This is a genomic window from Galactobacter valiniphilus, from assembly GCF_003575975.1.
GTDB classification, from domain to species: domain Bacteria; phylum Actinomycetota; class Actinomycetes; order Actinomycetales; family Micrococcaceae; genus Galactobacter; species Galactobacter valiniphilus.
This window is the reverse complement of the sequence record NZ_QQXK01000013.1, coordinates 1-13052: the sequence shown is the minus strand read 5'-3', so window position 1 is coordinate 13052 and position 13052 is coordinate 1. Positions and strand designations below refer to the sequence as shown.

General features: G+C 68.7%; 11 protein-coding genes and 1 other annotated feature. Of the genes, 6 read left to right on the top strand and 5 right to left on the bottom strand.

Translation table 11 applies throughout. The features are described from left to right. Positions 1 to 81 precede the first annotated feature (81 nt). A complete protein-coding gene (locus DWB68_RS07775) occupies positions 82 to 1554 on the bottom strand; it encodes an amidase (RefSeq protein ID WP_119424580.1) in 1473 nt (490 codons plus the stop codon). Positions 1555 to 1690: 136 nt separating this feature from the next. Between DWB68_RS07775 and DWB68_RS07770 the strand changes: the two genes are divergently transcribed. Further along, positions 1691 to 2017, top strand: coding sequence for a rhodanese-like domain-containing protein (locus DWB68_RS07770; RefSeq protein WP_119424579.1), 327 nt, complete (start codon positions 1691 to 1693; stop codon positions 2015 to 2017). Further along, positions 2014 to 2949: a prephenate dehydratase gene (pheA, locus tag DWB68_RS07765; RefSeq protein WP_119424578.1), complete on the top strand. Its 936-nt coding sequence runs from the start codon at positions 2014 to 2016 to the stop codon at positions 2947 to 2949. Before DWB68_RS07770 ends, pheA begins: the two co-directional genes overlap by 4 nt. Before the next feature lie 216 nt (positions 2950 to 3165). Here the strand turns inward: pheA and DWB68_RS07760 are convergent, their stop codons facing one another. Continuing rightward, complete coding sequence (locus DWB68_RS07760) at positions 3166 to 4206, bottom strand: diacylglycerol/lipid kinase family protein (RefSeq protein ID WP_119424577.1); 1041 nt, start codon at positions 4204 to 4206, stop codon at positions 3166 to 3168. 82 nt (positions 4207 to 4288) lie between these two features. On the opposite strand from DWB68_RS07760, the gene serS reads away from it, so the two are divergent. The 3 genes from serS to DWB68_RS07745 all read left to right on the top strand — a co-directional run bounded on the left by serS (position 4289) and on the right by DWB68_RS07745 (position 7685). After that, positions 4289 to 5578, top strand: a complete 1290-nt coding sequence (serS, locus tag DWB68_RS07755; RefSeq protein ID WP_119424576.1) for a serine--tRNA ligase — start codon at positions 4289 to 4291, stop codon at positions 5576 to 5578. Positions 5579 to 5788: 210 nt separating this feature from the next. Further along, entirely contained in the window at positions 5789 to 6646 is an 858-nt protein-coding gene (locus tag DWB68_RS07750; protein ID WP_119424575.1) for an HAD family hydrolase, read from the top strand. 163 nt (positions 6647 to 6809) lie between these two features. Then, positions 6810 to 7685: a universal stress protein gene (locus DWB68_RS07745; protein WP_119424574.1), complete on the top strand. Its 876-nt coding sequence runs from the start codon at positions 6810 to 6812 to the stop codon at positions 7683 to 7685. Positions 7686 to 7726: 41 nt separating this feature from the next. On the opposite strand, the gene DWB68_RS07740 is transcribed toward DWB68_RS07745, so the two are convergent. Together DWB68_RS07740 and DWB68_RS07735 are read right to left on the bottom strand one after the other, a co-directional pair. Beyond that, positions 7727 to 8362: a hypothetical protein gene (locus DWB68_RS07740; RefSeq protein ID WP_119424573.1), complete on the bottom strand. Its 636-nt coding sequence runs from the start codon at positions 8360 to 8362 to the stop codon at positions 7727 to 7729. Between the two features lie 274 nt (positions 8363 to 8636). Further along, a protein-coding gene (locus DWB68_RS07735) for an IS3 family transposase (RefSeq protein WP_407645673.1) occupies positions 8637 to 9883 on the bottom strand; the annotation gives its coding sequence in 2 pieces (ribosomal slippage) (positions 8637 to 9589 and positions 9589 to 9883; 1248 coding nt in all). Next, positions 9499 to 9602, bottom strand: a sequence feature (AL1L pseudoknot). (Overlaps the previous gene by 104 nt.) Positions 9884 to 10080: 197 nt before the next feature. On the opposite strand from DWB68_RS07735, the gene DWB68_RS07730 reads away from it, so the two are divergent. Further along, on the top strand, positions 10081 to 11889 hold the full coding sequence (locus tag DWB68_RS07730) for an oleate hydratase (protein WP_119424571.1): 1809 nt from the start codon (positions 10081 to 10083) through the stop codon (positions 11887 to 11889). A 657-nt stretch (positions 11890 to 12546) separates the two neighbouring features. On the opposite strand, the gene DWB68_RS07725 is transcribed toward DWB68_RS07730, so the two are convergent. Continuing rightward, positions 12547 to 13052: type ISP restriction/modification enzyme (locus DWB68_RS07725; RefSeq protein ID WP_325048554.1), on the bottom strand; the 506-nt coding region annotated here is incomplete at its 5' end.

Below are 13052 nucleotides of genomic sequence, written 5' to 3'. Positions count from 1 at the left end.
CAACGACCCGTCCCCCACGTGGGGGACGGGTCGTCGTCGTTCAGGGACCCGGAAGCGCGAGCGGGCCTGGCCGCGGCCGGCTCAGCCGGCCGCGCGCTGCAGGAGCGCGGCGAGCTGGAGCAGCTGCACCTCGGAGCCCGCGCGGCCGATGAGCTGCACGCCCATGGAGAAGCCGTCCGAGGTCCAGAACACCGGCACCACGATGGCGGGCAGGCCGGCCACGTTCACCATGGAGGTGAACGGCGTGTAGAGGCACTGCAGGTCGTAGTCGGTCTGCGGGTCGCGCGAGGTGTACCAGCCGATGGGGCGCGGCGTCTGGGCCAGCGCGGGGGTGAGGACGACGTCGTATTCGCCCCAGCCCTCGCGGAGGGTCTGGCCGATCTCCTGCATCCGGGCCCCGGCGGCGCGTTGCACGTCCTCGGGGCGGGCGAGGGCCTCCTCACGGAAGTCGCGGGCGAGCGCGCCGAGCCGGCCCAGCTGTTCCTCGCTCAGCGTCCCCTCGGCGAGGCCGGCGGTCCACACCTTGCGGAACGTCGCCGCGATGTCGTCAGGGAGGATCCAGGCGGCCTCCTCGGTGTCCGCGCCCAGGCCCTCGATGAGCGCGCGGCCGCGCTGGAAGGCTGCCAGCGCCTCGGGGGAGAGCACGGGGTGCAGGTTGTTGTCGAAGGCGCTGCGCGTCGTGAAGCCCACGCGCAGGCCCTCGAAGGCGTCGCCGGCCGCCAGCGCCTCGCGGACGGCGTCCAGGGCGTCGGTGGCGCCGGGGCGCTGGGCGTCGAAGGTCAGGCCGTCCCAGAGCAGGGCGGCATCCTCGGCGTCGCGCGCGATGGGGCCGGAGACGCCCAGGCGCTGCGCTCCCCAGCGGTCCACGTAGACTGGGGTGCCGTCGAGGCCGGCCACGTCCTCCGGGAGGGTGCCGAGCCCGGGCTTCAGGCCAACCAGCCCGCACGCGGCGGCGGGGATGCGCACCGAGCCGCCGCCGTCGTTGCCGGGGGCCAGGGGCAACATTCCGGCCGCGACGGCCGCCGCGGCCCCGCCCGAGGAGCCGCCGGGGGACGTCGCGGGGTCAAGCGGGTTGCGGGCCGGCGGGTGGATCAGGTTCTCCGAGTGGGAGGAGAGCCCGAATTCCGGGACGGCGGTCTTGCCGACCAGGACGGCGCCGGCGGCGCGCACGCGGGCCGCGAGCGGTGCGTCGGCGGCGGCCGGCGCCGCCTCGTAGGCGGCCGTGCCAAACGTGGTGGGCAGGCCGGCCACGTCCACGAGGTCCTTGAACGCCGTGGGCAGGCCCGTCAGCGGGGGCACCGGGGCCCCGTGCTCGCGGAAGGCGACCAGGGCGGCGTCGGCCTCCGCGGCGGCGCGCTTGGCACCCTCGCGATCAAACGAAACGAAGGAGCCGAGCTCGCCGTTGAGCGCGTCGATGCGCTCGAAGCAGCGGCGCAGCAGCGCCGCCGCGCTGAGGGAGCCGTCCAGGAGGGCCGCACGCAGCTCGACTGCGCGCGGCAGGCCGCCGTCCACGCTGCGGGCGGGTCCGGGGGTGGGTGCCAGGGGTGCGCTCATGGTTTCCATCATGGACCTTGCCGCGCGGGCGGGGCCAACGCCGTCCGCAACGGGCACCGCCCGCGGCGCCGCAACGGATTAGGCTGGATGAGCCGCGAGGAAGGCCCGCGGCAGGACTTTCACGAAGGGCAGCGCCATGAGCAACGTCGAGCAGGTCAGCGTCAACGAGGTTCCTGAGGGCGCCTTTGTCCTGGACGTCCGCGAGGACTACGAGTTCGAGGCCGGCCACGTCCCGGGCGCCCGCCACATCCCGCTCGGCGAGTTGCCGCTGCAGTACTCCGAGCTGGACCCCGACGAGGACGTCTACGTCATCTGCCGCACGGGCGGACGCAGCGCGCAGGCCGCGCTCTGGCTGAACGCCCAGGGCTTCACGGCCATCAATGTGGCCGGCGGCTCCGGCGCGTGGATCGACGCCGGCAAGGAGATCGTCTCCGAGAACGGTCAGGCCCCGGTGATCAAGTGAGCTATTCCTACCTGGGCCCCAGCGGAACCTTCTGCGAGCAGGCCCTCCTGACGGTCGACGGCGCGGCCGATGCCGAGCGCGTCCCGGCCGTCAGCGTCGACACGGCGCTCGCCGCCGTGCGCGCCGGCGAGGTCGACGCCGCGATGGTGCCGATCGAGAATTCGGTGGAGGGCGGCGTCTCCGCGACGCTGGACGCCGTGGCCCACGGCGACGCCCTGCAGATCGTGGCCGAGGTCCTCATCCCCGTCACGTTCCAGCTGGCCGTCCGCCCGGGCATCGAGCGCCTCGAGGACATCAAGGTCATCTCCACGCACGGCCACGCGTGGGCGCAGTGCCGCGGCTGGGCCGAGAAGCACATCCCCGGCGTGCGCTTCCTCCCCGCCTCCTCCACGGCGGCCGGCGCCATGGGCCTGCTCGAGCCCGAGTGCCCCTACGACGCCGCCCTGTGCTCCCCGCTCGTGGACACCCAGGCCGGGCTCACGCTCCTGGCCGAGGGCGTCGAGGACAACGCGGGCGCCATTACGCGATTCATCCTCGTGACCCGCCCCGGCGCCATCCCGGACGCGACGGGTTCGGACAAGACCACGGCCGTCGTCACGCTGACGGACGATCACCCGGGCGGCCTGCGCGAGCTGCTCGACCAGTTCGCTATGCGCGGCGTCAACCTGACCCGCATCGAGTCCCGCCCCACTGGCGGCGGCCTGGGCCAGTACTTCTTCTCGGTGGACCTGGAGGGGCACCTCTCCGAGCCGCGCGTCGCCGACGCCCTGGCCGGCGCGCACCGCATGTCCGCCGACGTCCGCTTCCTGGGGTCCTACCCCTCGGCCACGCCGCTCGTCTCGCCGGTCCCGGCGCACGCGAGCGCCCAGGCCTACGCGGCCGCCGGCGAGTGGATCGCGCGGCTGCGCCGCGTGGGCCGCACGGAGGCCTGAGGCCTCCGGCGCACGCCAGACGCGAGATGCCCGACGGCGGGTGGTGACCACCCGCCGTCGGGCATCTGTCGTGTGTGGCGACCCCACCGCTCCCGCACATTTCGTTGAATCCCGGGCAAAGGGGCGGGATTCAACGAAAAATGCGGGATGAGAAGGCGAAGGTGCCGCTGGGGGCTGGGGGCTGGGGGCTGGGGGCCGAGGGCGGGGGCTGAGCGCTCAGCGGCCGGGGAGGAGCGACGCCGCCCGCTCCTGGACGCGCGGCCACAGCTTCTGCGGGCTCACCGCCGAGGGGAGGATCTTGGCCAGTGCCCCGCCGGGCGGGAGCCGGTCCTCCTCGCGCGGCACGTGCACCCGCAGCGCGTGCGGCAGGATCTGGCTCTCCATGGCCGTCACCGTGCCCACGGGGTCGCCGTCCACCTGCGCCTCGACGGGGTAGAAGGTGTGCACGCTCATGCTGGTGCCGGAGCGATAGCTGATGACGGGGACGTCCTGCTTCAACCTCAGGAGCATCTTGGCGGCGACCACCGTCCAACCGGCCAGGCTGCGCGGCGACATGACGATGGCGTCCTGCACCCCGTCGTCGTGCCGCGACCCCGGAACGTACTGCAGCCCGCCCTGGATGTATCCGGCGTTGACCAGCATCACCGTGCGGGCGTTCTCGGTCTCCCACGAGCCCTCATCGACGCTGATGCGCACCGGGTGGCGGCGCAGGCCGAGCATCTTGGCGGCGCCGGTCGCGGCGTAGGCGGCCGGGCCGATGACCTTCTTGACTCCCTCCGAGGTCTGGTTCATCACCTCGGCGTCGATGCCGAGCCCGGAGGCCACCACGCTGATGGTGCTCTCCGTGCTGCGGTCGGGGCGCTGCAGGGTGATGCGCAGGGCATCCACCGGATCGAGTTCCTCGCCGACCGCCACGGCGGCGCACGCCTCGAGGTCGTCCACGTCGATCCCGAGGTTGCGGGCCAGCAGGTTGCCCGTGCCGAGCGGCAGGATGGAGAGCGCGACGCCCTCGGCGCCGATGAGCTCCTCCGCCACGGCGCGCACCGTTCCGTCGCCGCCGCACGCGACGACGGTCGTGGCCCCGGCGGCCAGGGCCTCGCGCGTCATGGCGTGGCCGGCGTCGTCCTCAGCGGTCGCGAAGAAGAGCGGCGCTGGAAGACCGGCGGTGGCGCAGGCGCTCACCAGCAGTTCCCTGGCCTCCTTGGCTTCCCCCTTGACCGGATTGATGACCACGGCCACCACGTTTGTCGTCGGCATACGGTTCCCCTGTTCCGTCACTGCTATGGGTCTGCGATTCGCTGATCGGACTCATCGTAGTGACACCCGTTAGGCTTGGGGTGTGATCGACCTCAAGGACCTTGCAGAGAACCCAGACGCCTACCGTGCCTCGCAGGAGGCCCGCGGAGCCGAGGTGTCTCTCGTGGATTCCGTGCTGGAGGCCGACCGCGCCTACCGCGCGGCGCTGACCTCATTCGAGCAGCTGCGCGCCGAGCAGAAGGCCTTCGGCAAGCAGGTGGCAGCAGCCAAGGGCGAGGAGAAGCATGCCCTCTTGGCGCAGGTGAAGGAACTCGCCGCCCAGGTGAAGGCCACCGAGGCCGCCGCCGGCGAGGCCAAGGCCTCCCGCGACGAGCTCTTGCGCATCTTCCCCAACCTGGTCGAGGCCGACGCCCCGGCTGGCGGCGAGGACGACTTCGTGGTGATCAAGCACGTGGGCACCCCGCGCGACTTTGCCGCCGAGGGCTTTGAGCCCAAGGACCACCTGGAGCTCGGCGAACTCCTCGGCGCCATCGACATGGAGCGCGGCGCCAAGGTCTCCGGCTCCCGCTTCTACTTCCTGAAGGGCGTGGGCGCGCGCCTGGAGATGGCCCTCATCCAGATGGGCATGGACCTCGCGCTGAAGAACGGCTTCACGCCGATCATCACCCCCACCCTGGTGCGCCCCGAGACCATGCAGGGCACGGGCTTCGACGTGGCCCACGACGCCGAGATCTACCGCCTGGAGCGCGACGACCTCTACCTCGTCGGCACCTCCGAGGTGGCACTCGCCGGCTACCACGCAGACGAGATCATCGACCTGGAGAAGGGCCCGGAGAAGTTCGCCGGCTACTCCTCCTGCTACCGCCGCGAGGCCGGCTCGGCCGGCAAGGACACACGCGGCATCATCCGCGTGCACCAGTTCAACAAGCTGGAGATGTTCGTCTACGCCAAGCCCGAGGACGCCCAGCGCGTGCACCAGGAGCTGCTCGGCTGGGAAGAGCAGATGCTCCAGTCGCTCGGCCTGGCCTACCGCGTCATCGACACGGCCGCCGGCGACCTGGGCATGTCAGCGGCTCGCAAGTTCGATTGCGAGGCCTGGGTCCCCACGCAGGACGCCTTCCGCGAGCTGACCTCCACCTCCAACTGCACCACGTTCCAGGCCCGCCGCCTGAACATCCGCGAGCGCGTGCTGGACGCCGAGGGCAAGCCCTCAGGCACCCGTTCGGTCGCCACGCTCAACGGCACGCTGGCCACGACCCGCTGGATCGTCGCGATCCTCGAGACGCACCAGAACGCCGACGGCTCCGTGACCATCCCGGAGGCCCTGCGCCCGTACCTGGGCGGCCAGGAGCGCTTCGAGCCGATCGCCTGATCGCGCCTCACGCCTGAACGCACGACGGCGGGCCGGGACGTCCGCACGGACGTCCCGGCCCGCCGTTGTTGCCTGGAGGGCGTGGCTAGGGAGGCGGCGCGGATCGCGGCGCGCCGCGCACGGCGCGCTCACGGGGAGTTCGGTGAGTGTTCACCGCGCCGCGAGACCCGGGTCATGGTGAGTGTGGGGCGCTTGTGGTGCACTGGGGACATGACCATCATGATGCAGACCGGCAACGATGACCGGTTCGAGAACAAGGACAAGACCATCAACGACACGCAGTACATGGTGTGCCTCGACGTGGACGGCACGATCGTGGATCACATGGGGGCCATGTCCCCCGCGGTCCGCGAGGCGGCCCGCGACGTGGTGGCCGCCGGCCACAACGTGGTGATCTCCACTGGCCGCTCGCTCGGGGCGGCCCTGCCCATCGCCGAGTCGCTCGGCATCGACCGCGGCCACATCGTGTGCGCCAACGGTGGCGTGACCGCCCGCCTCGACGCCTCGCTGCCGGACGGCTTCGAGGTCACCGACCGCCGCCGCTTCGACCCGGCCCCCGCCTTGATGGCCCTGCGCGACGTCCTGCCGGCGGCCAAGTACGCCGTCGAGACCGTCAACGGAGACTTCCTCTCCACCGAGCGCTTCCAGGACGCGAGCTTCGGCGCCGCCGCCCGCGGCGTGACCTTCGAGGAGCTCATGATCGCCGAGGCCGTGCGCCTCGTGGTCTTCTCCACCGACGACACCGCGGAGGCCTTCGGCCGGGCCGTGGAGTCCATCGGCCTGCACGGCGTCACCTACTCGGTGGGCTGGACCGCGTGGCTCGACATCGCCGCGCGCGGCGTCACGAAGGCCTCCGGCCTCGAGGCCCTGCGCGCCCACCTCGCGGTGGATCGCTCCACCACAGTGGCGGTCGGCGACGGCCGCAACGACATCGAGATGCTCGGCTGGGCCCACCGCGGCGTGGCGATGGGCCAGGCGCCGGACGAGGTGAAGCTCGCCGCCGACGAGGTGACCCTCGGGGTGGACGACGACGGCCTCGTGCCCGTCCTGCGCTCGCTCCTCGCCTGAGCGGAGCCCACCCGGCCCGGCCCGCGACCACCGGCGGCGGCGCACCGAAAGGTGCGCCGCCGTCGTTCTCTAGACCTGCGGCGGGCGCCTCTGGTACTTGTGCTCTTGGGCGAGGGCGCCGAACCACGGCGGGCCCAGCATCCGAGACAGAGCGAGGCGAGGCATGAGCGTTGTGGTGGCGGTGGCCCCCGGCCACGATCCGGGGCCGTCGGCGCAGGTGGGCGCGCTGCTCGCGCGCTCCTACGGCCTGGAGCTGTACCTCGTGGCCGTGAGCGTTGAACAGTTCGGGGAGGACGACGCCGCGGCGGGCAGTTGGGCGCAGGACCTCACCCAGGCGCTGGCCATGGCCGACGCCTCGATGCCGCGCGGCACCCGCGCCCGCGTGCTGGTGCGCTCGGGCGAGTCCGTGAGGCAGGTGTTGCTCGATGTGTGCAGGGAGGTGCAGGCCGAGCGGCTCGTGGTGGGATCGTCCGACCGCGCCGAGCCGGGGCGCATCGAGCTCGGTTCGGTGGCCATGAGCCTGCTCTACAGCGCGCCGCTGCCCGTGGTGCTCGTGCCGCGCGAGGCCTCCGTGGGGCGGACAGAGCGCGTCCCACGGGTCACGGCGGCCTACGACGGTTCGGCGACGGCCGGGCAGCTGCTGCTCGGCGCGCGTGTCGTGGCCGAGGATTCGGGCGCCGACTTTAGGGTGCTCTCCTTCGGGGTGACTCATCCGCCCGGATCCGTGGCCGGGATCTCAACCCGCATGCAATGCGACATCATGGGCGAGTGGTCAAAGGACATGGCGGCGCGCGTGCGGGGCCTGGACCCGGACGCGCCACCGCCGGCGTTCAACGCCGTGGTGGGCTACAGCTGGGCCGAGGTGCTCGAGTCCGCCGCGTGGCTGCCCGGCGAGTTGCTCATGGTGGGTTCCAGCAGCTTCGGACCGCTCGCGCGCGTCTCGCTCGGCTCGCAGGCGGGCAAGATCGTGAAGAACTCGCCGGTGCCGGTGGTGCTCGTGCCCCGCAAGGCCCAGGACGCCTACGCCACGCAGGGCTGAGGTCGGGGCGAGCCGCTCGCGGTCCGCTGGCGTGCGGGGGGCTACTCGACGGCGAAGGCGGCGAGGCCCAGCAACAGCGCGGCGGCGGGGCGGGCCTCCCACTCGCGGCTCCAGCCGGCTCTCGCCAGGGCCTGGGAAACGGCCTGCACGCTGATGCCGAGAGCGGAGGCCACCTCGCGCTGCTGGCCGCGCACGCCGGGGATCAGCAGGTCGATGACGGCCCACTCCGCCTCGCTGCGGCGGGCCACGAGGTCGCCGAGCAGGCGGAGGACCGCCTCGGCCGCCGCCGCGGACTCCGGGGCGGAGGGCATGCCCTCGAAGGCCACACCGGCGGGGCCCGCCTCGACGCCCAGCGGGATCGCCTGTCGCGAGCAGCGCTCCACCGCGCGGCGGGAACGCGCCGGCCCCTGACCGACGAGCGAGCCGTCGGGTGCCACGGTCACCGGCCCCACCCCGATGCCGACACTGAAGCGCCGACCCTCCTTGCCGCCCTGGCGCAGGGCCACGAGGGCCGCGGCGACGGCGGCATCCGGGTTGGACACCGCGCCGATGGCCTCGTCCCCCCACGAGCGGCGGAAGGGGTGAGCGGTCGGGTGGGGGGCCAGGGCCGCGAGGAGTTCATCGACGCGATCGCCGTGGCTCCCGGCGTAGCGTTGGGTCAGGGTGAGGACGAACATGGGGACAGTCTGCCCCAGGGACACAGCGACGCCCCACGACCGGGAGGTCGTGGGGCGTCGCTGCCGCGTCCGTGCGGAGGGGTTACTTCGCGGCGAGGATGTTCGACAGTTCCTTGTTGAACTTCAGGCGCACCGGCTCGGCAGCAAAGACATGCTTGTTCTTCTGGCCGGCGGCTAGGTGTACCTGGTCAGGACGTTGGTGACACTCGCTTGATGGGTGTGGTGCCGATGCCTTGGTGGGTTCGTTCAGTGTGAATCGCCCTGGGTTTCGTTCCTATCGGGTTCCCTGTCCGGCGGTGGCGGGCTGGGGTGATTCTTGGTCAGCGTAGTACGCGGCCTCGACCTCAGCGGGCGTGCGGTAGCCGAGCTCGCCGTGGAGACGGGAGTTGTTCCACCACCACACGTACTCGAGTGTCGCGAGCTCGACCTGCTCGACCGTGCGCCACGGGCCGCGGCAGCGGATGAGCTCGGTCTTGTAGAGCCCGTTGACCGCCTCGGCGAGGGCGTTGTCGTAACTGTCGCCCACGGTTCCCGTGGACGGTTTCGCGCCGATCTCGACGATCCGATCCGTGTAGACGACGGAGAGGTAGTTAGACCCATGGTCGGCGTGATGAACGAGCTCATCGAGCGGACCCGCGGCGTTGAACGCGGCCATGTTCAGCGCTTGCAGCGGCAGCACGTCGGCTTTCAACGTCGACGCGACATTCCAGCCGACGATCATGCGGGAGAACACGTCGATCACGAACGCGACATATGCGAATCCCGCCCACGTCGCGACATACGTGATGTCGGCGATCCACAGCCGCCGCGGCGCGGGGGCGGTGAAGTCGCGTTTGACGAGGTCCTGCGGCTGCGGGATCGTCGGATCGGACTTCGTGGTGAACACCTTCTTCGACCGCACCACCCCGCGCACGCCCGCGAGCACCATGAGGCGGGCGGTCTGGTCGCGTCCGACATCCCACCCCTGCCGTCGCAGCAGCGCATGCATCTTCCGCACCCCGTACACGCCGTAGTTCTCCTCATGGAGACGGCGAATCTCCGGCACGAGCAGCTCGTCACGCAACTGCCGGGCAGAGGGCACGCGCGTCTTCGCAGCGCGATACCCACGGGAGGTGACAAACCCTGGAACCGCATCCCGGAGGACACGGCAGAGGAACTCGACTCCGAACTGATCCCGATGCTCGTCGATGAAGCGGATCATGTCGGTCAGGGCCGGTCGAGTTCCTTCGCGAAAAACACGCTCGCGGCTTTGAGGACCTCGTTCGCCTTCCGCAGCTCAGCGTTCTCACGCCGCAGCCGCTGGTTCTCCTCGGCAACATCGGTCGAGACTCCGGGCCGCTGGCCCGCGTCAACCTCGCGTCGACGATGCCACACCCGCAACGTCTCCGCGCTCATACCGAGAAGCCCGGCGACATGACGCACCGCGGCCATCAGGTTCGGATGCGAGGGCTTCGCCTCGTCCAGCATCCGCAACGCCTTCTCCCGCGTCTCGGGCGAGTACTTCTGATTCATCGATTCCATCCTTGCTTGAAGAACGGAACGAAACCCAGGGCGATTCAATATGAGCCGTCAAAGAACGCTTGACTGACCGAGAACACCACCACATTCAGGGAGATCATGAATCGCAAAGGCTGGTCGACTGTATGGAGGTCTTCCGGTCCAGGTCCGGATCGACTTGAATGTCCGTATTTAGATGGTGGCCTTGAAAGGTGGAAAAGATGTACCGCAGCAACGGCAACTACGAAGCATTCGCGCGACCTCGCAAGCCGGAGGGCGCCGACGACAAGACGGTGTGGCTGGTCGGCGGTGGTCTTGCAGCGATGGCCGCCGCGATCTTCATGATCCGAGATGGTCAGGTTTGCGGGGAGAAGATCACTATCCTCGAAGAGCTCGGTTTGCCGGGTGGAGCTCTCGACGGGATCAAGTACCCCGAGAAGGGCTTCGTCATCCGCGGCGGTCGGGAGCTCGAAGACCACATGGAGTGTCTGTGGGACATGTTCCGTTCGATCCCGTCGCTTGAGATCGAAGGAGCCAGCGTCCTTGACGAGTTCTACTGGCTGAACAAGGACGATCCGAACTCGTCGCTCTGTCGTGTCACAGAGAAACAAGGGAAGGATGCGCACACGAACAAGCTCTTCACTCTCACCGAGAAGGCGCAGAAGGAGATCGTCGGTGTCATCCTCGCCACTCGTGAGGAGATGGAGGGCAAGCGCATCGATGATGTCTTCGGCAAGGACTTCCTGGGGAGCAACTTCTGGCTCTACTGGCGGACTATGTTCGCGTTCGAGGAGTGGCATTCCGCACTCGAGATGAAGTTGTATCTGCATCGTTTCATGCATCACATCGGTGGTTTGCCCGACCTCTCGGCACTCAAGTTCACTAAATACAACCAGTATGAGTCGCTCGTGATGCCGATGCGCAAGTTCCTCGACGACCATGGCGTGCAGTTCCGGTTCCGACACACGGTGACCGACGTTCAGTTCGATATCGAGGACGGCCGGATCCAGGCGACCCGCATCGACTGGATCGCTGACGGAAAGCCGGGTGGCGTCGATCTCGGTCCGGACGATCTCTGCTTGGCGACGATCGGTTCGCTCACCGAGAACTCGGGCAACGGCGATCAGCACACGGCCCCAGAACTGAAGACCGGGCCCGCTCCGGCGTGGGACCTGTGGAAGAAGATCGCTGCGAAGTCTCCCGAATTCGGCCGTCCTGAGGTGTTCTGCAGTGACATCGATAAGACCAAGTGGGAATCAGCGACCGTCACGACGATCGACGAGCGTATCCCGAAGTACATCGAGAAGATCTGCAAACGCGATCCGTTCAGCGGGAAGGTGGTCACAGGCGGGATTGTCACTGCCAAGGACTCCGCCTGGTTGATGAGTTGGACCGTGAACCGTCAGCCTCACTTCAAGTCACAGAAACCCAATGAGATCGTCGTGTGGGTGTATGGACTGTTTGTCGAGAAGCCCGGCGACTACGTCAAGAAGCCTATGCAGGAGTGCACAGGCGAGGAGATCGCCCAGGAGTGGCTGTACCATCTCGGTGTCCCGGTGGAGGACATCCCCGAACTCGCCTCCTCGGCTGCGAAGACGGTGCCCGTGATGATGCCGTATGTGACGTCGTTCTTCATGCCGCGCAGGGCGGGAGACCGCCCTCAGGTAGTGCCCGAGGGCAGCGTGAACTTCGCGTTCCTCGGACAGTTCGCGGAGACCACCCGCGACACGATCTTCACTACTGAGTACTCCGTCCGCACAGCGATGGAAGCCACCTATCAATTACTTGGGGTCGAACGCGGCGTGCCCGAAGTGTTCAACTCCACGTACGACATCCGATACCTCCTCAAGGCGACCGCACGGCTGCGCGACGGCGAGACGGTCGACATCCCCGGACCGAACTTCCTCAAGGGTCGACTTTACGACAAGCTCGACAACACGCAGATGGGAGAGTTGCTGACCGACTTTGGTCTCTTTTCACCGCACGGCGGTACCAAGCCGCGACCGCGCGACGATGATGCGATCGCCTGAATCAATTTAACTCCTTTGCTGTGAGGCGTTGCCGCATCTGACAGAGCCCCTGCGAGAGCGGTTGTGAACATGAGATCCGGGCGCTTCAGGTGACGTGCGTGAGTTATGGTCTTACTCTTGCAGGTCACGTGCTAGGCGCTCATCCGACCCGTGGCTGATCCGTGAGTCTTCGCCCCACGACGCGAGTGTGAGCACCGGGAAACGGGACGGTCAAGGTGGTGCCCGAGAACCGACCGTATCCGGGCCACGACAAGGGCGACAGTTCATCTCGAACTGTCGCCCTTGCGTTGTAAAGGTGGGCGGTTGCGTCGATCAGCGATCTCGCAACGCGACGGTGTACGCGTAGCCGTTGCCGCTGCGGACACATCCTTGAGTGAGGCGGACGAAGGACCCGAAGCCGGGTCGAGCCTTGTCTAAGGCGGCGTTACAGGATGCTTTTGTGCCGAACCAGTACATGTGGCTCGAGGCCTGGGCTGGGCCTGCGGCCGCAAGGGCGCTGGCTCCGACCAGAGCAGAGACCGTTGCGAGGGACATGAGGTGCTTGCGTAGTTTTCTCATGGCGTTACGTTACGAAGCGCCCGGAGGGGCGTCAATAGAGGTGGCCGGGAACGGAGGGTGGGCTGTTGTCCCCGCAGGCGCACGTCTACAGCTTCGGGCTCAGATGGCCAGGTCGGGTAGATCGTTGACGCTGCGGTTGGTTTCCAGGCTGAGCGTCACGATGCGGCTGATGAGGTCCAGGATGTATCGGGGTTGTTCGTGTTCGCGAGACCAGTCGTTGGGGTCGTTGACGATGCCAGATGCTTTGTCGGTCTTGACCTGGTAGCGCTCCAGGATCCAGTCGAGGCCGGAACGTGAGCCGAGCATGTACTCCTGGGCCTCGAGCGGGATGCCGGTGACGGTGATGAACGCGTTGTATTTGATGGTGCTCTTGTCCCAGGCGCCGGCCTTGCCCGCGTACTTCATCTTGAAGACGTTGTAGGGCGTGTTGCTAAAGGTGCTGGTGAGCCAGTGGAGTGTCGCGGCGAGGCAGAGGCCGGCGTGGTAGTTGCGGGCGGTCTTGTCTGAGCGCATCGCGATCCCGCGCCATTGCTTGAGCTTGTTGAAGCACCGCTCGACGACGTTGCGGCCGCGGTAGCGGACCCGCTGCTGGTCACCGAAGTCGA